General features: G+C 72.3%; 17 protein-coding genes and 2 pseudogenes. 8 read left to right on the top strand and 11 right to left on the bottom strand.

What is annotated here, in order from left to right; translation table 11 throughout:
• Positions 1–25: 25 nt before the first annotated feature.
• Positions 26–1,045, top strand: a complete 1,020-nt coding sequence (locus IE326_RS25200) for a maleylpyruvate isomerase N-terminal domain-containing protein (protein ID WP_190043084.1) — start codon at positions 26–28, stop codon at positions 1,043–1,045.
• A gap of 198 nt (positions 1,046–1,243) precedes the next feature.
• On the opposite strand, the gene IE326_RS25195 is transcribed toward IE326_RS25200, so the two are convergent.
• The 7 genes from IE326_RS25195 to bioB form a co-directional block, all read right to left on the bottom strand.
• Positions 1,244–2,263 (bottom strand): hemolysin family protein, encoded by a 1,020-nt coding sequence (locus IE326_RS25195; RefSeq protein ID WP_150227084.1) that lies wholly within the window; start codon positions 2,261–2,263, stop codon positions 1,244–1,246.
• Complete coding sequence (locus IE326_RS25190) at positions 2,260–3,600, bottom strand: hemolysin family protein (protein ID WP_190043083.1); 1,341 nt, start codon at positions 3,598–3,600, stop codon at positions 2,260–2,262. Before IE326_RS25190 ends, IE326_RS25195 begins: the two co-directional genes overlap by 4 nt.
• 209 nt (positions 3,601–3,809) lie before the next feature.
• Complete coding sequence (locus IE326_RS25185; protein ID WP_150227082.1) at positions 3,810–4,235, bottom strand: GNAT family N-acetyltransferase; 426 nt, start codon at positions 4,233–4,235, stop codon at positions 3,810–3,812.
• A gap of 136 nt (positions 4,236–4,371) precedes the next feature.
• Positions 4,372–4,716 carry a VOC family protein gene (locus tag IE326_RS25180; protein WP_150227081.1) on the bottom strand — a complete coding sequence of 115 codons (345 nt, stop codon included), beginning with the start codon at positions 4,714–4,716 and terminating at the stop codon, positions 4,372–4,374.
• 82 nt (positions 4,717–4,798) lie between these two features.
• Complete coding sequence (gene bioD / locus IE326_RS25175) at positions 4,799–5,515, bottom strand: dethiobiotin synthase (protein WP_190043082.1); 717 nt, start codon at positions 5,513–5,515, stop codon at positions 4,799–4,801.
• A 45-nt stretch (positions 5,516–5,560) separates the two neighbouring features.
• Positions 5,561–6,841: an adenosylmethionine--8-amino-7-oxononanoate transaminase gene (locus tag IE326_RS25170; protein WP_190043081.1), complete on the bottom strand. Its 1,281-nt coding sequence runs from the start codon at positions 6,839–6,841 to the stop codon at positions 5,561–5,563.
• A 9-nt stretch (positions 6,842–6,850) separates the two neighbouring features.
• Positions 6,851–8,101 (bottom strand): biotin synthase BioB, encoded by a 1,251-nt coding sequence (bioB, locus tag IE326_RS25165; protein ID WP_150227078.1) that lies wholly within the window; start codon positions 8,099–8,101, stop codon positions 6,851–6,853.
• 156 nt (positions 8,102–8,257) lie between these two features.
• On the opposite strand from bioB, the gene IE326_RS25160 reads away from it, so the two are divergent.
• The gene (locus tag IE326_RS25160; RefSeq protein ID WP_190043080.1) at positions 8,258–9,436 is read left to right on the top strand and encodes an 8-amino-7-oxononanoate synthase; all 1,179 of its coding nucleotides are present in this window, start codon (positions 8,258–8,260) and stop codon (positions 9,434–9,436) included.
• 303 nt (positions 9,437–9,739) lie between these two features.
• Entirely contained in the window at positions 9,740–10,177 is a 438-nt protein-coding gene (locus IE326_RS25155; RefSeq protein ID WP_190043079.1) for an ATP-binding protein, read from the top strand.
• 63 nt (positions 10,178–10,240) lie between these two features.
• Here the strand turns inward: IE326_RS25155 and IE326_RS25150 are convergent, their stop codons facing one another.
• Complete coding sequence (locus tag IE326_RS25150) at positions 10,241–10,528, bottom strand: ScoMcrA-related endonuclease (RefSeq protein ID WP_190043078.1); 288 nt, start codon at positions 10,526–10,528, stop codon at positions 10,241–10,243.
• Between the two features lie 283 nt (positions 10,529–10,811).
• Here IE326_RS25150 and IE326_RS25145 point away from each other — a divergent pair, with 283 nt between their 5' ends.
• The gene (locus IE326_RS25145; RefSeq protein ID WP_229915693.1) at positions 10,812–11,777 is read left to right on the top strand and encodes a hypothetical protein; all 966 of its coding nucleotides are present in this window, start codon (positions 10,812–10,814) and stop codon (positions 11,775–11,777) included.
• Complete coding sequence (locus tag IE326_RS25140) at positions 11,770–12,195, top strand: hypothetical protein (protein WP_150227074.1); 426 nt, start codon at positions 11,770–11,772, stop codon at positions 12,193–12,195. The genes IE326_RS25145 and IE326_RS25140 overlap by 8 nt, the downstream gene beginning before the upstream one ends.
• 227 nt (positions 12,196–12,422) lie before the next feature.
• Here the strand turns inward: IE326_RS25140 and IE326_RS25135 are convergent, their stop codons facing one another.
• The 3 genes and pseudogenes from IE326_RS25135 to IE326_RS25125 all read right to left on the bottom strand — a co-directional run.
• Complete coding sequence (locus tag IE326_RS25135) at positions 12,423–12,899, bottom strand: C40 family peptidase (RefSeq protein WP_150227073.1); 477 nt, start codon at positions 12,897–12,899, stop codon at positions 12,423–12,425.
• A 524-nt stretch (positions 12,900–13,423) separates the two neighbouring features.
• Positions 13,424–13,729 carry a hypothetical protein gene (locus tag IE326_RS25130; RefSeq protein ID WP_190043076.1) on the bottom strand — a complete coding sequence of 102 codons (306 nt, stop codon included), beginning with the start codon at positions 13,727–13,729 and terminating at the stop codon, positions 13,424–13,426.
• Positions 13,730–13,916: 187 nt separating this feature from the next.
• Positions 13,917–14,516 (bottom strand): annotated as a pseudogene (locus IE326_RS25125) (ClpP family protease); the annotation flags it as partial.
• 58 nt (positions 14,517–14,574) lie between these two features.
• Here IE326_RS25125 and IE326_RS25120 point away from each other — a divergent pair.
• The 3 genes and pseudogenes from IE326_RS25120 to IE326_RS25110 form a co-directional block, all read left to right on the top strand.
• Positions 14,575–14,874, top strand: coding sequence for a type II toxin-antitoxin system Phd/YefM family antitoxin (locus tag IE326_RS25120; protein WP_190043075.1), 300 nt, complete (start codon positions 14,575–14,577; stop codon positions 14,872–14,874).
• Positions 14,875–15,228: 354 nt separating this feature from the next.
• A complete protein-coding gene (locus IE326_RS25115; RefSeq protein ID WP_030746741.1) occupies positions 15,229–15,531 on the top strand; it encodes an urease subunit gamma in 303 nt (100 codons plus the stop codon).
• A gap of 15 nt (positions 15,532–15,546) precedes the next feature.
• Positions 15,547–15,852, top strand: a pseudogene (locus IE326_RS25110) (urease subunit beta); the annotation flags it as partial.
• Positions 15,853–15,928: the final 76 nt, after the last annotated feature.

Raw genomic sequence — 15,928 nt, 5'->3', positions numbered from 1 at the left:
GGAGAACCCGGGAGGGGAAACCCCGATGAGCGACGCGCTCCTGAACGCCCTGGCCGAGGCGCTGGCCAGGCTGGTGACGGCGGTCGAGACCAGCGACGAGGAGGTGCTCGACCCCGACACGGCGGTGAAGTGGCTGGAGCACACCGGACACGTCCTTGCCGGACTCGACGCCGCCGACCGCCGTGCCCTCGACGCACTCTTCCGCGAGGCCGCCCTGCGGGAGCCGCCCGGCCCCTGGCGCGAGGAGCTGCTGAAGGTCTCCGCGGGCTTCGGGCTCGACGAGGACACCCACCTCACCACCGTCGACGCCGTCGCCGACCACGCGCGGCGGTACGCCGCCACCGTCCGCGGCAACGATCCGGCGACGCCCGTCCCGACCTGCCCCGGCTGGAACCTCGGCGACCTGACCCGACACCTCGGCACCGTCCACGGCTGGGCCGAGCACCTCGTGACCGCCCGCCCCGCCACCCGCGTCCGCGCCGGCGACCTCCCCCTCGACCCGCCGGCCGACCCCGCCGCGTACCCCGACTGGTTCGCCGCCCGCGCCGAGGGCTTCGCCGGGGCGGCCCGCGCCGCCGACCCCGAGGCGCCGGTCTGGTCGCCCGGCGCCGACCCGCACGTACGCCACTACCCGCGCCACGTCCTCGCCGAGACGCTGGTCCACCTCGCCGACGCCGAGATCGCGCTCACCGGAACGGCCCGGCCGCTCGACCCGGACACGGCCGCCGACGCACTGGACCACTTCCTCACCACGGCCCCCTACGTCCCCTGGATCGCCGAACCGCTCGCCCACCTCGACCGCGACGGCGCGGTCCTGCGGCTCTCCGCGCGCGACAGCGGCGCGGTCTGGACGCTCGTGCTCGGCGGGGGCGGCTTCGCCTGGAGCCGGGGGAGCGGCGACACTGAGCCGACGGCGGACGTGACGGCCGACGCGGGAGAGCTGCTGCTCCTGCTGCACCGCCGCTACGGAGCCGACGACCCGCGCTTCACCCTCACCGGCGACCGCGACCTCCTCGACGACTGGCTCGCGGCCGGCAGGCTCTGACGACACCGCCCGCGGCCGGGCGAGTGCCTGCCGCGTCAACCGCGCGTGCGGCATCACCCTTCACCGAAACGCGGACGTGCGGAGAGGTGGACGTGCGAAGGCGCGAACGCGCGGGGCGGGGGTGGGGATCCTGGGGGAGAGGCGCGGGAAGGGCCCCGGGACGCGAGGTCCCGGGGCCCTTCCGTGGGGTGTGCGGCGTTACGGTGCCGCCGGGCGCCCCACCAGTTCGCGGAGCACGTCCTCCATCGTCACCAGACCGGCGAGCTTGCCGTCCTCGTCGAGGACGGCGGCCAGGTGGGTCCGGCTGCGGCGCATCGCCGTCAGCACGTCGTCCAGCGGGGTCGCCGCCCGTACGCGGGCGATCGGCCGCAGCGCCGAGACCGGGAACGGCAGGTCGCGCGGCGTGATGTCCAGGGCGTCCTTCACGTGGAGGTAGCCCAGGATCCGGCGGTCCGAGTCGACGACCGGGAAGCGGGAGAAGCCCGACTGGGCGGACAGTGCCTCCAGCTCCTCCGGGGTGGTGCCGACCTGCGCGTACATCACCTTCTCCACCGGCATGACCACGTCCCGCACGGGGCGGCGGCCCAGCTCCAGGGCGTCGTGCAGCCGCTCGGTCGCCCGGTCGTCGAGCAGGCCGGCGTCGCTCGCGTCGGTGACCATCCGGGCCAGTTCGTCGTCCGAGAACGTCGCCGACACCTCGTCCTTCGCCTCCACCCGCAACAGCTTGAGCAGGGCGTTCGCGAAGGCGTTGATGGTGAAGATCACCGGGCGCAGGGCGCGGGCCAGGGTGACCAGCGGCGGGCCGAGGACCAGCGCGGTCTTCGCCGGTTCGGCGAGCGCGATGTTCTTCGGCACCATCTCGCCCAGCAGCATGTGCAGGTAGGTGGCCACGGTCAGCGCGATCACGAAGGAGATCGGGTGGACCAGGCCGTGCGGCACGCCGACCGCGTCGAAGACGGGCTCCAGCAGGTGCGCGATGGCCGGCTCGGCCACGATGCCGAGCACCAGGGTGCACAGCGTGATGCCGAGCTGGGCCGCCGCGAGCAGGGCGGAGACGTGCTCCAGACCCCAGATGACGCTGCGGGCCCGTCGGTCGCCGGCCTCGGCGAGCGGTTCGATCTGGCTGCGCCGGACCGAGATCAGGGCGAACTCGGCGCCGACGAAGAAGGCGTTCACGACCAGCGTGAGCAGACCGATCAGCAGCTGGATCGCGATCATCGGCGGGCCTCCCCGGTCTCGTCCTCTTCCTGGGGGAGCGGCGCGTGCAGCAGGGCGCGCGCGGCGCGGCGCCCGGAGGCGTCGACGACGTCGAGGCGCCAGCCGCCCAGTTCCACGCTGTCGCCGACGGCCGGGATGCGGCCCAGCTCGGTCGCGAGGACACCGGCGAGCGTCTCGTACGGTCCGTCCGGCACCTTCAGACCGATGCGTTCCAACTGGTCGGTACGAGCGGCTCCGTCGGCCGACCACAGCACGCGGCCGTCCTCGTCCTCGCCGGCCCGCGCCAGGTCGGGGGTCTCGTGCGGGTCGTGCTCGTCGCGCACCTCGCCGACGACCTCCTCGACGATGTCCTCCAGGGTCGCGACCCCGGCCGTGCCGCCGTACTCGTCGATGACGACGGCCATCGTCTGCTTGCCGGACAGCCGGTCGAGCAGCTTGTCCACGGTCAGCGTCTCCGGGACGAGCAGCGGCTCGCGCACGAGGTCGCCGACGCGGCGCAGACGGCGCTCGTCCGCCGGTATCGCCAGGACGTCCTTGATGTGGGCGATGCCCACGACCGTGTCGAGGTTGCCCCGGTAGACGGGGAAGCGGGACAGGCCGGTGGCGCGCGTCGCGTTCGCGACGTCCTCGGCGGTGGCCTGCACCTCCAGGGCGGTCACCTGGACGCGCGGGGTCATCACGTTCTCGGCGGTCAGTTCCGCGAGGTTCAGTGTGCGGACGAACAATTCGGCCGTGTCCGCCTCCAGCGCGCCCTCCTTCGCCGAGTGGCGTGCGAGCGCCACCAGCTCCTGGGGCGAGCGCGCGGACGCCAGCTCCTCGGTCGGCTCCATACCGAGCCGGTGCAGGATCCGGTTGGCGGTGTTGTTGAGGTGGCTGATCAGCGGCTTGAACGCGGCCGTGAACATCCGCTGCGGCGTCGCCACGACCTTGGCGACGGCGAGCGGTGAGGAGATCGCCCAGTTCTTGGGGACCAGCTCGCCGACCACCATGAGGACCACGGTGGACAGGGCGGTGCCGATGACCAGGGCGACCGAGGAGGCGACCGTGGGGGAGAGGCCGAGCGCCTCGACCGGCCCCTGGATCAGCTTGGAGATGGAGGGCTCGGAGAGCATGCCGACGACCAGGTTGGTCACGGTGATGCCCAGCTGGGCGCCGGAGAGCTGGAACGTGAGCGACTTGACGGCCTTGAGGGCGCCGGGCGCGCCGCGCTCGCCGCGCTCCGCCGCGGCTTCGAGCTCACCCCGTTCCACGGTGGTCAGGGAGAACTCCGCCGCCACGAACGCGCCGCACGCGAGCGAGAGCAGCAGCGCCACCAGGAGCAGAAGCACTTCGGTCATCGGTTCACCTCCGTCCCATGATCAGTCAGCTGGGGACGGAACGCGCGATGTCGGTCGCCGGAATCGGAACCGGGGCAATGCCGGATGGCGGCATCAGTGCTACTGGGGGGCTCGCCCATGGGCGGACGTTCACACCTTTCGGTCGGTCGGGCCGTCACGGTCGTCGGACGGAGATCCCATGGTAAAGGATCGGCAAAACGGCTGTTGGGTCACCCTGCGAAGGGTTTCACCCAGCGGCGCCAGCGCTCCTCCCGCTCGTACCCCGCCGCGGCCCAGGCATGGTGCGCCCGCTCGTTCGCTTCCAGGACCATCGCGTCCGCGCGGCGCCCGCCGAGTGCGGCGAATCGTTCCTCCGCCGCGTTCAGCAGGACCTTCGAGATGCCGCGCCTGCGGTGCGACGGGAGCACCGCGAGCCGGTAGAGCGAGGCGCGCCAGCCGTCCCAGCCGGCGATCACCGAGCCGACGATCACGTCGTCCTCCACTGCGAGGATCAGCGCACCGGGGTCGCGGGCGAGAAGGCGCCGCACCCCGTCGACGTCGTCGGAGATGGAGGTGCCTTCGGCGGCCTGCTCCCAGAAGGCGAGGACGGACTCGGCCTCGGACGGTTCGGCGGTACGCAGCTGTATGTCGATCACGGCCCGATCCCACCACGCGGGTACGGACGTCGCCAGCACATTCCGCACCCTGGACGCGCGTCAACCGGAGACCCCGCCGTCACCCGTCGCCGAGTACGGGACGGTCCGCCGGCACACGGCCGCCATGGGGCGGCCGTCAGCCCGTGACGAAGCAGAACTCGTTGCCCTCCGGGTCCCGCATCACCTGGAAGGAGCCCTGAGCGTCGGTGACGAGGCCCCCGACGCGGACCGCCCCGAGCGGCGCCGCGGCGTCGGCCGCCACCGCCGGGTCGGGCACCTCCAGGTCCAGGTGCAGCCGGTTCTTCACGGTCTTGCCCTCGGGCACCCGCTGGAAGGCGAGCCGTACGAAGCCCGGCGGGTCCACGTACGACCAGTCGGCACTCCGGTCGACGGGGTCCCCGCCGAGGAGCTCCGCCCAGAAGCGGACCAGCACGGCCGGGTCGCCGCAGTCGAGGACCAGTTCCTGTACACGTGCGCGCATCCCCTCACTCTAGGGAGTGATGAGACTCCAGGAGCGAAAGGGATGCGCCGGGGTGACGTACGGGGGAGGGCGGGGCGGCGGCTCAGGCCCCGTTCGCCCGGGCGAAGGCGTCCGCGTCCCACGTGCCGCCGAGCGCCGGGGCGAGCCAGTCGCCCGCCGCCGCGCGGAAGGCCGCGGGATCCAGCGCGCCGGAGCCCTCCGGCACCGCCCCGAGGAGCGGGGCGCCCGCGGCCTCCGGCAGGTCCGCCAGGTTGCACCGGGTCGCGAGGTCCGGGGCCGCCGGCCAGCTGCCGACGACCACGCCGAGTTGCTCGATCCCACGGGCGCGCAGCGCCTCCGCCGTCAGCGCAGTCGAATTGAGCGTCCCGAGACCGGCCGGCGCCACCACGAGGACGGGAGCGCCGAGCAGTCGGGCCGTGTCGGCGAGCGTGCCGCCCTCCTCGTCGAAGCGGACGAGGAGCCCGCCCGCGCCCTCGACGAGCACCAGGTCGTGCTCCCCGGCGAGCGCGCGGGCCTCCCGCGCGACCCGCTCCGGCCCGACCGGTGCCATCGAGGCGCGCCGGGCCGCCGTGCCCGGGGCGAGCGGCTCCGGGTAGCGGGCCAGCTCGGCGGAGGTCTTGGCGCCCGAGAGGCGTACCGCCTCGTCCGCGTCGCCCGTCTCCTCGGGCGCGAGGCCGGTCTGCGCGGGCTTGAGGACCGCGACCGAACGGCCGGCGGCGACCGCGGCGGCGGCGACGGCCGCCGTGACGACCGTCTTGCCGATCTCCGTCCCCGTCCCGCTGACGACGATGATGCTCATGCTTCTTCTTCCTTCCGGGGTCCGCCGGGGGAGGGCGGAGTGGCGTCAGCCCGCGGTCGCCGCGGCGCGCACCGCCGCGCAGATCCGGGCGAGGTCGGCGTCCTCGGTCACGTACGGCGGCATCGTGTAGACGAGGTCGCGGAACGGGCGCAGCCAGACGCCCTCCCGGACCGCAGCCCGCGTCGCCGCCGCCATGTCGACCTCGTGGTCGAGCTGGACGACGCCGATCGCGCCGAGCACCCGCACGTCGCGGACGCCCGGGATGTCCTCGGCGCCCGCGAGGCCGTCGCACAATCCGGCCTCGATCCGCTTGACCTCCTGGGCCCAGTCCTGCGAGAGGAGCAGGTCGATGGAGGCGCAGGCGATCGCGGCGGCGAGGGGGTTGCCCATGAACGTCGGACCGTGCGCGAGCACCGGAACCTCTCCCTGGGAGATGCCGTCGGCCACTGTGCGGGTGCACAAGGTCGCCGCCATCGAGAGGTACCCGCCCGTCAGCGCCTTGCCCAGGCACATCACGTCGGGGGAGACCCCGGCCTGGTCCGCCGCGAACAGCGTGCCCGTCCGGCCGAAGCCGGTCGCGATCTCGTCGAAGACGAGCAGCACGTCGTGCGCGTCGCACGCCTCGCGCAGCACCCGCAGATAGGCGGGGTCGTGGAAACGCATCCCGCCCGCGCCCTGCACCACCGGTTCGACGATCACCGCGGCCAGTTCGTCCGCGTGCCGCGCGATCGCGGCCCGGAGCTCCTCCGCGTACGACTCCTCGTACGCGGCCGGCGGCTCCTCCACGAACACCTGCCGCTGGAGCACGCCCGACCACAGCTGGTGCATCCCGCCCTCGGGGTCGCACACCGACATCGGCTGCCAGGTGTCGCCGTGGTAGCCGCCGCGCCAGGTCAGCAGTCGCTGCTTGCCGGGGCGGCCGAGCGAACGCCAGTACTGCAGGCACATCTTGGCCGCGACCTCGACCGCGACGGAGCCGGAGTCGCTGAGGAAGACGTGCCGGAGCGGCTCCGGTGTGATCTCGACGAGCCGGGCCGCGAGACGTACCGCCGGCTCGTGGGTGAGCCCGCCGAACATGACATGGCTCATCCGGTCGAGCTGGCCGCGCGCGGCCTCGTTGAGCACGGGGTGGTTGTAGCCGTGCACAGCCGACCACCACGAGGACATGCCGTCGATCAGCTCGGACCGTCCCTCGGCCGGCTCGGCGAGGTGCAGTCGCACACCGGACGCGGACGCCACCACCAGCGGCTCCGCACGGCCCGGCATCGGGCCGTACGGATGCCACACGTGCGCCCGGTCCAGGGCGAGGAGTTCGTCGTTGCGCATCGTCGGCCGTTACGCGTTCGGGGCGAGGTCCGTGCCGGCGCCGCGGCGGCGCACCGCCACCAGGTCGGTCCGGGCCTCCGACGCGGCGGACGCCGTGGCCGGGGACTCGGCGGGGGTCTCCGCATGGCCGCCGCACGGGCCGCAGCCGCCGCCCGCCGCGTCCGCGTGCGAGCCGCAGCCGGCCGCCGCCCCGGAACCGCAGCCGCCCGCCGCGGCGTGCGAACCGCAGCCGCCGGCCGCCGCCGCGAGCGCGTCGGCGCGGTGGGCGGGGAGCGTGGTCGTGCCCGCGCCCTCCACCTCGAAGCCGGCGTCCGCGATCATGTCGAGGTCGGCCTGGCCGGCCTGGCCCTCGCTGGTGAGGTAGTCGCCGAGGAAGATCGAGTTGGCGATGTTCAGCGCCAGCGGCTGCATCGACCGCAGGTGGACCTCACGGCCGCCGGCGATCCGCACCTCCACGTCGGGGCAGACGAACCGGACCATGGCGAGGATCCGCAGGCAGCGCTGCGGGGTGAGGTTCCACTCCTTCGCCAGCGGCGTGCCCTCGAAGGGGATCAGGAAGTTGACCGGAACCGAGTCCGAGTCCAGCTCGCGCAGCGCGAACACCACGTCGACCAGGTCCTCGTCGGTCTCGCCCATGCCCGCGATCAGGCCCGAGCAGGCCGAGAGGCCCGCCGCGTGCGCCTTCTGCACGGTGTCCACCCGGTCGGCGTACGTGTGGGTCTTGGTGATCTCCCCGTACGTCGCCTCGGAGGTGTTGAGGTTGTGGTTGTACGCGTCGGCGCCGGCCGTCTTCAGGCGCTCGGCCTGGCCGTCGGAGAGCAGACCGAGGCAGGCGCACACCTCGACGCCCTCGTTCTGCTCCTTGATGGCCTCGATGGTCCTGCCGACGCGCTCCACGTCACGGTCCGTCGGACCGCGGCCGCTCGCCACCAGGCAGACCCGCTTGGCGCCGCCCGCGATGCCCGCCGCCGCGGCCTGGGACGCCTCGTCCGGCTTCAGCCACGTGTACTTGAGGATGTCGGCCTTGGAACCGAGCCGCTGCGAACAGTACGAGCAGTCCTCCGGGCACAGCCCGGACTTCAGGTTGACGAGGTAGTTCAGCTTCACCCGCCGCCCGAACCACTGTCGGCGCACCTTGCCGGCGGCCGCCACCACATCGAGCAGGTCGTCGTCGGAGGTCGCCAGTACGGCGAGCGCTTCTTCACGGGTCGGCGACTCGCGCCGCAGCCCCTTCTCCACCAGCGTGTTCAGCAGGTCCATAAGGGCTGATCCTTGCCTACGGCACGCCCCTCGGCCAAGGAGGATCTGAACAAACGGTCATGATCGAGGTGTGTGTATGGCCACATCCCGACCTCGACCTCCTGCCGTTAGGGTCTGTGCGCTGCCTACAAAAGGTGCCGACAAAAGGAGCGCCGCATGCCCCAGGCCCGGCCGACCCCGCCCCCGCGCCGTTCCGCCTTCGACTGGACCGGGGCCGAGGCCCGCCGCAGGGCCGGGGCCGGGCTAGTCCGGACGCTGCGGCCACGGCCGGCCGAGTCGGACCTGCTGGACCTGGCGAGCAACGACTACCTCGGTCTGACGCGGCACCCCGACGTCATCGGGGCGGCGGCCGACGCCGCCCGCCGCTGGGGGGCCGGGGCGACCGGTTCGCGTCTCGTCACCGGTACGACCCTGCTGCACGCCCGGCTGGAGGAGGAACTCGCCGCGTTCTGCGGCTTCGAGGCAGCCCTCGTCTTCTCCTCCGGCTACACCGCCAACCTGGCCGCGCTCACCGCGCTCGGTGGCCCCGGCGTCCTGATCGTCTCCGACGCCGCCAACCACGCCTCGATCGTGGACGGCTGCCGGCTCGCCCGTGCGGAGGCAGCCGTGGTCCCGCACGCCGACCCCGAGGCCGTACGCAAGACGCTGGAGGCGCATCCGGGGCGGCGGGCGCTCGCGGTCAGCGACTCCGTCTTCTCCGTCGACGGCGACCGGGCCCCGCTGGAGGAACTCGCCGCGGCCTGCCGCGACCACGACGCCGGGCTGGTCGTCGACGACGCCCACGGTTTCGGTGTGCTCGGCGCGGGCGGCCGGGGAGCCCTCCACGGCGCGCGGCTGGCCGGCGACGAGGACGTGGTGGCCACCCTCACCCTCTCCAAGTCCCTGGGCAGCCAGGGCGGGGCGGTCCTCGGCCCGGTCCGGGTGATCGAGCACCTGGTCAACGCGGCGCGCACCTTCATCTTCGACACCGGTCTGGCCCCGGCCGCCACGGGCGCGGCGCTCGCGAGCCTGCGGCTGATCGCGGCGGACCCGGGCCTCGCCGAGCGGGCGCGCACGGTCGCTGTCACTTTGCACAAGATGCTCACCGAGGCCGGGTTCACCTCCGCCCGGCCGGACGCAGCCGTGGTGTCGGTCCGTGCGCCGGGACCGGAAGAGGCCCTGGCATGGGCCGCCGACTGTCGCGAACAGGGCCTGTCCGTGGGCTGCTTCCGACCCCCGTCCGTGCCGGACGGCATCTCGCGACTGCGGCTGACTGCCCGCGCGGACCTCACGGACGCCGAGATCGAACGGGCGGTCGCGACGATCGTCCGGACCGCGCCCGCCGGGGCGCGCTGAGCACGGGCGGGCTGAGTACGGATGCGCTGAGCACGGATGCGCTGAGGACGGGGGTCGTGCGCGCGGGGCGGTGTGCACGGGGTGCGGGACTGTGAGCGCGGTGCGATGTCGCGCGGTGCTGCGCCCTCCACGTACGGCTCCGTGCGCGGCCCAAGGCTGTTCCGGAGGGCGAGAGTTCACCGCTTCGGGCGACAGAACGGGGCATATCTCGGGAGAACGGCCCACTCGGGTCCGCGATCGGTGGCAGTGTGACGCGCAGCGCGATCCGGGGCGACGGCCCCGGCGGAAAGGGACGGCGTCGCCATGGCAGATCTCCAGGAAGCATCCGTCACGCTGCCGAGCGATCCCGCCGAGGTCGCCACGGCACGGAGGTTCGTGGCGGAGACGCTCGGCCGCTGGGGCCTGGACGACGACGGCGACGCGGCGGACTCCATCCGGCTGATGGTCTCGGAGCTGACGACCAACGCGGTGCAGCACACTTTTGGGCAGTCGCCCACCTTCACCGTCGAGCTTCGGCTCGACCGGGAGGAGATCCTGCGGATCGGCGTCACCGACAGCCACCCGCGCTTTCCGCGCCGGCTCCCGGCCGCCGTCCAGCAGGACAACGGCCGCGGCATGGTGATCATCCGGGTTCTCGCGGCGGAGGCCGGTGGCAGGCTCTCGGTGTCGCCCACCGCGGAGGGCGGCAAGACGGTGTGGATCACCCTGCCGTGGACCGCGGCCGCCGTTCCCGCCTGCTGAGGCGGCTGCGCATGCAGGGCCCCGTACCAGTCCCGTCTCCGGTGCCGGGTTCCGGACGTGACGTCAGGTCGCGTCGCGCGTGATGACTTCGAAGCCGAGGTCGCCCAGCAGCTTGGCGGCGTGGTTCCTGCCGCCGGAGAACTCGCCGCTCTCCAGGGGGTCGAGACCGGGGAGGTGGCCGTGGGCGGCCCCCACGATGGCCTTGGAGTCGTACTCCTTGCCGTCGATCACGAGGACGTAGGTGCGCGCGGGGCCGAAGCCGTACTTCTCCAGGAACGCGTCCCGGCCTCGGTGGTCGTACTCCTCGACCGCCAGCAGGACTGCGGACCGGGTGATGTCGTTCAGAGCCATGCCGCGAAATCTAGACGAGTCCGCTGACAACGGCCAGGCATCATCGCCCCGCACTCGGCCCCCCACCGCCCACCGTCGCCCGCCGTAGGCGTTCGGTGTTCGGCGGCCAATGGTCAGGCGGGAACCTCCTTGTTTTCGGACGGTCTTGGCCGGTTGCCGAGTCCCCGGGCGGGCATTCCGCCGTGCTTCCGCGGGCCCGCCGAGGGGGCACTACGATGCGGGTGGTCGTGAGCCCTGTGAACTGATCCGGAGAAGCTCGATGGTCCTTCCGCTGGTTCCGTTGGTGTTGATCGGCGTCGGGGCCGTCAGTGGTGCGAGTGGTGCGGCCCTCGGGATCAAGGGGGGGTACGAGATCAAGCGGGCCAACACCCGCATCCAGAAGGTCGGAGCGCGCTACGACGAGGAGCGTGGCGAGCTGGAGGCGCACGAGGCGCTCACCAACGAGAGGCTGAAGGCGCTCGGCGGTTGCCAGGAGCACGCCGTTCGCGTGGTCGTCGAGCGGATGGCCGACTTTCTGCGACGGCACGAGAAGCAGGTGGCGGAGAGCGAGAAGCTCCTGGTGGACGGGCTCGACTCGACGACCGGGCGGGTCGAGCTCGACCGGAGCCTCGGCCAGGACGCCATCGCCTGGATGCGCGGGATCGTCGGAGCGGCGGTGACGGGAGCGGGGATCAACGCCGGGGTCACCACCGCGGTCACCTCGTTCGCCGTCGCGAGTACCGGCACCGCCATCTCGGCCCTCTCCGGAGCGGCCATGACGAACGCGACCCTGGCCGCGCTCGGGGGTGGCAGCGTCGCGGCGGGCGGTGGTGGAATGGCGGTCGGTGCCGCTGCCCTCAACTTCGTCACGGTAGGGCCCGCGATCCTGGTGAGCGGCCTCATGGTGGCCGGGCAGGGCGAGAAGGCCAAGACCAGAGCACGGGAGAACGAGGCCGAGGTCAACGTCGCCATCGCCGAGATGCGGGCGACGAAGGCGAAGTTCGACGGGATCATCGCGCGGGCCGGGGAGCTGGAGACGCTGCTCGACAGGCTTGTCGCGCGGGCGGTCCTGGCCCTCGACCTGCTCGAGTCCGAGCCGTTCGACCCGGCGGCCCACGCGGCTCCCTTCCGGCGGGCCCTGACGCTGGCCGTCGCCGTGCGCGACGTGGCGTCGACGCAGATCGTCGACGCGGCCGGGGAACCGAACCAGCAGACGGCCGGTTTCACGATGAGGTATCGCACCCTGCTCAAGGAGGACGGAGATGGCTGACACGGTGCACGTGGGGAAGGTGCTGCGGTCGGGATCCGCGTCGATTCCCGCCGTCGACGCGTTCGCCGCGCTCAACGAGATCGTGGCGGCTGCTCGGGAGTACGGCAGGATCCGGCAGGAGGAGCAGACGAAGCGCGCGGTCGTCGCGGCGGCGGAGCGCGTCCAGGTCGATCGTGTCCACGCGGCCGAGGAGACTCTGAGGCTCTACTTCGAGCGGGTCTTCACGGAGCGCGCGCGAACCGGTGAGGAGATGTTCGTCCGCCTCGACCGGGCCATGGACTCGGGGGATCCCCAGATGGTCCACGCCGTCGTCCGGGGCATCGTCGACCTCGCTCAGGCCTCGCCGCTCGCCGGTCTCGACGACTTCGGCGCGTTCTGGGCAGAACTGGGGACGGACGACAGTCCGGTCGAGCTCTGACACCTGGGGGCGGGCATCTCGCCGCCACCGGGGCCGTGAGGTTTCGGACGACCGCGATCTTTCGCGCGGCCGTGGGGTTCGGGGAGGAGCACCGTCCGGATGGATCCCGGGGTTCCGTACCGGAAGGCCGTGAGGCGATGCCGGTTCTCCGGTGGTCGTGCCCGGCGCCTGCGGGAGGGGTGCGGCGGCGCCACCGCACCCGGGGACACGCCCGCAGGCGCCGTGGGTCAGCGCACGCGGCCGTAGTAGACCTTCGAGGACCAGATCTTGTCGAGCTTCACCCAAGAGCCGGTCTTGGGCGAATGCCAGATCTTGCCGCTACCGGCGTAGATCCCCACGTGGTAGACCCTGCCGCCGGAGTGGAAGAAGACCAGGTCACCCTTCTGCCGGCTGGAGGCGGAGATGTGCCGGGTCTTGTTGTACTGCTGCTGCGCGGTGCGGGGCAGCGACTTGCCCGCCTTCTTGTACGCGTAGAGCGTGAGCCCGGAGCAGTCGAAGCGGGTGGGTCCCGCGGCGCCGTACCGGTAGGGCGCGCCCTTCTTGGACGCGGCGACGCCCAGTGCCTTCGTCGCGTGGGAGGTGGCTGCCTGAGCCTCGGGTGCCGCTCCGGGGGCGAGGAGCGTGCCGCCGACGGCGGCGAGGGTGAGAGCCGAGACGGCCCCCGCCCGGGACAGCAGGGACGGGACATGCATCTGCGCAGTCATGCGCAACCCTTCGTCAGCCGCCTGTGAAGGATGACCTGTCGGGTTCGGGCAGGCGAAGATGCCCGGCCGCGGCTGCGGCTTCACCCCGAGGGACGGCCGCGCTGGGGATTCAGCGCGGTCGACCCGTACTGCTCGGGTCCTCCACTCCTGCCGATCCAATCCTGTCGACCAGACGTCCGGGACGGCGGCAGGACTCGGCGTCCGCCCGGACCGCCCCGCCTGGGTGGCGGGGGCTTGTCGTCGTCAGGGATCTTGACCCACGGTGCGGGTGAAAACCGAGCGGAAACGGCGTTATGTGAGGCTCCTCACGACTGATCCATACGGGTGGACAAGAGGGTTTCGTGATCGTCGTAGGTTTGGCCGACGAGCCCCTTACCAGCGTCGGAATGTCCTATTCCGCCAAATGCGTACACCTGTTGCGCAAGTCGCCCACTCCATCTGTCGACTACGGAACTACGCCGAACGGGGGACCATTTCTGCGTTCCGTGTCGGCCGTCCGGAGCTCGACACGACACGTCGGAATGTCAACTGGCCCGTGTTCCGGGCACGGTGACCCGGGTCGTCCGTCGCTCGCCGTCCAACACCCGCAGCGCGCAGGCCAATGTGTCGGCGTGGACCTCGCTCTCGCCCCGCATATGCATGAGCGTCAGGGCTTCGCGAAGCGCCTCCACGCGTCCGACCAGCGCTTGTGCGGCGCGCAGGGCGCCATAGGTATGCGAGGACCTGGATGGATTGATTTTCCCCAGGAGGTCGACGACTTCGAGGTACGCGTCGATGAACTGCCCCTCGGCCCGGGTCAGGGCGGGCAGCGGCGGAAGCTCGGGGACCATCGCGGCCTCACCGGACCGACGCGTCAGAGCCGGAGCCGGAGCCGGAGCCGGAGCCGAAGTCGGAGTCGGAGTCGAGGTCGCGGCCGGAGCCGAAGTCGGAATCCGAGCGGGAATCTGAGCCGGAACCGGAATCCGGGCCGGCGCCGAGGGCGGGGTCCGGATCGGAGTCGTATACGGGGACGGAAGCGGTGCGGCGGTCGTCGATCACGTGGTCGATCAGGCCGTACGCGAGCGCGGCCGGCGCGTCGAGCACGGTCAGGTGCTCGGTGTCGGCGGCGATCCGCTCCTCCTCCAGGCCGGTGTAGGCGGAAAGCAGCGCGTTCATCACCCCGCGCAGTCGCAGCAGTTCGCGCGCGTGGATCTCCAGGTCGGAGGGCTGTCCGGAGAGAGTTTCGTCCAGGGTCGGCTGACGCAGGGTCACGCGGGCGCCCGGCAGCATCATGCGCTTGCCGGGGGTGCCGGCGGCGAGCAGGAGTGCGGCCGTCGAACCCGCCTGGCCGAGGCAGGTCGTCTCCACGTCGCTCGCCAGGGAGCGCATCGTGTCGTGGATCGCGGTCGTCGCGGTGATCGAGCCGCCGGGGGAGTTGAGGTAGAGCGAGATGTCCCGCCCCGGGGCCGCGTGGTCGAGGTGGAGGAGCTGGGCGATCACGTCGGTCGCGGCGATCTCGTCGACCGGCGTGCCCAGGAAGACGATTCGGTTCTCCAGGAGCTTCGCGTACGGGTCGAGGGTCCGGGTTCCGTACGAGATCCGCTCCGAGAACTCCGGCAGTACGTGGCGTGCGTCCATGAAGAGCGCCTCCTTCTGTAAAAAATGTACAGGACGTACAGACCGTAAGATGAGGAGCATGACCTACGAGATCCCGGTGACGCAAGCGCGGGCGGAGCTCGCCGACCTCATCAACCGCGTGGTGTACGGCAGCGAGCGGGTGGTCGTGACCCGCCACGGGAAGCCGCTCGTCGCCCTGGTCTCGGCCGCCGACCTGGAGCGACTGGAGAAGCTGGAGGCGGCGGAGCCGGACGGGACCGGAGAGCCGGTCATCACCTCCCTGTCCGGCCTGTCCGGTCCGGGCGTGCTCAATTCCCCCAAGGGCGAACAGGGCCGCTTCGGCATCGCCGCCCGTCACCGCGAGCCCGGCGCGGGCTGACCCCCGGGCCCGCCCCCCGCATCCCACCCCGCCCCGACTTCCAGCCCTACGACGACCGGCCCGCCGCATCCCGGCGCGCGATCGTCTTCGCGCGCCGGAGCGTGGAGCAGGACGTGGAGTGAGGCGTAGAGCGGGGGCGTGACCCGAGACCGGGGCGACCCACCCCCGCCCAGCCCCACCCCGGTCCGATGATCATCGAATCGCAAAGCTCGAGTTAACGAGCCGGAAAAACTTCCGCCCTAACGTGCAATGTCCGGCCCTCCAGCGCATCTCTCCAGTTCAACAAGGTGTTGACGGTCGGTAGGGTCCGCAGCTGTCCGGGTCAGGCCCGGCCGACGACTGTGAGGTGGAAGAGTGCAATTGAGCCCGCACGAGCAGGAACGCCTGCTCATCCACGTGGCCGCCGACGTGGCGGAGAAGCGTCGCGCTCGCGGGGTGAGGCTCAACCATCCCGAGGCCGTCGCCCTCATCACGGCGCACATCCTGGAGGGCGCGCGGGACGGGCGGACCGTCGCCGAGCTGATGGCCTCCGGGCGCAAGGTCCTCTCCCGCGACGACGTCATGGACGGCATCCCCGAGATGATCCACGACGTCCAGGTCGAGGCGACCTTCCCGGACGGCACCAAGCTGGTCACCGTCCACGACCCGATCGTCTGACGGGGGACCGCGCCGATGATCCCCGGAGAGATCCTGTACGGGGACGGGCCCGTGCCCCTCAACGAGGGCCGCCCCGTCACCCGCCTCACCGTCCTCAACGCCGCCGACCGGCCCGTCCAGGTCGGCTCCCACTACCACTTCGCCGAGGTCAACCCCGGTCTCGACTTCGACCGGTCGGCCGCGCGCGGCAAGCGCCTGCACATCGCCGCCGGCACCGCCGTGCGCTTCGAGCCCGGCATCCCCGTCGAGGTCGAGCTCGTCCCGATCGCCGGCCGCCGGGTCGTCCCCGGCCTGCGCGGCGAGACCGCGGGCCCCCTCGACACCCCCACGACCCCGGCCGCTCCCCCCGGTCCCGCCCCCACCCCCGCGCCCACACCCGTCCCTTCCTCCACCCCCA

It is taken from the genome of Streptomyces filamentosus (assembly GCF_014654895.1).
Lineage (GTDB): Bacteria > Actinomycetota > Actinomycetes > Streptomycetales > Streptomycetaceae > Streptomyces > Streptomyces filamentosus.
The sequence above is the reverse complement of the archived record's forward strand: the minus strand, read 5'-3'. Positions and strand labels throughout refer to the sequence as shown.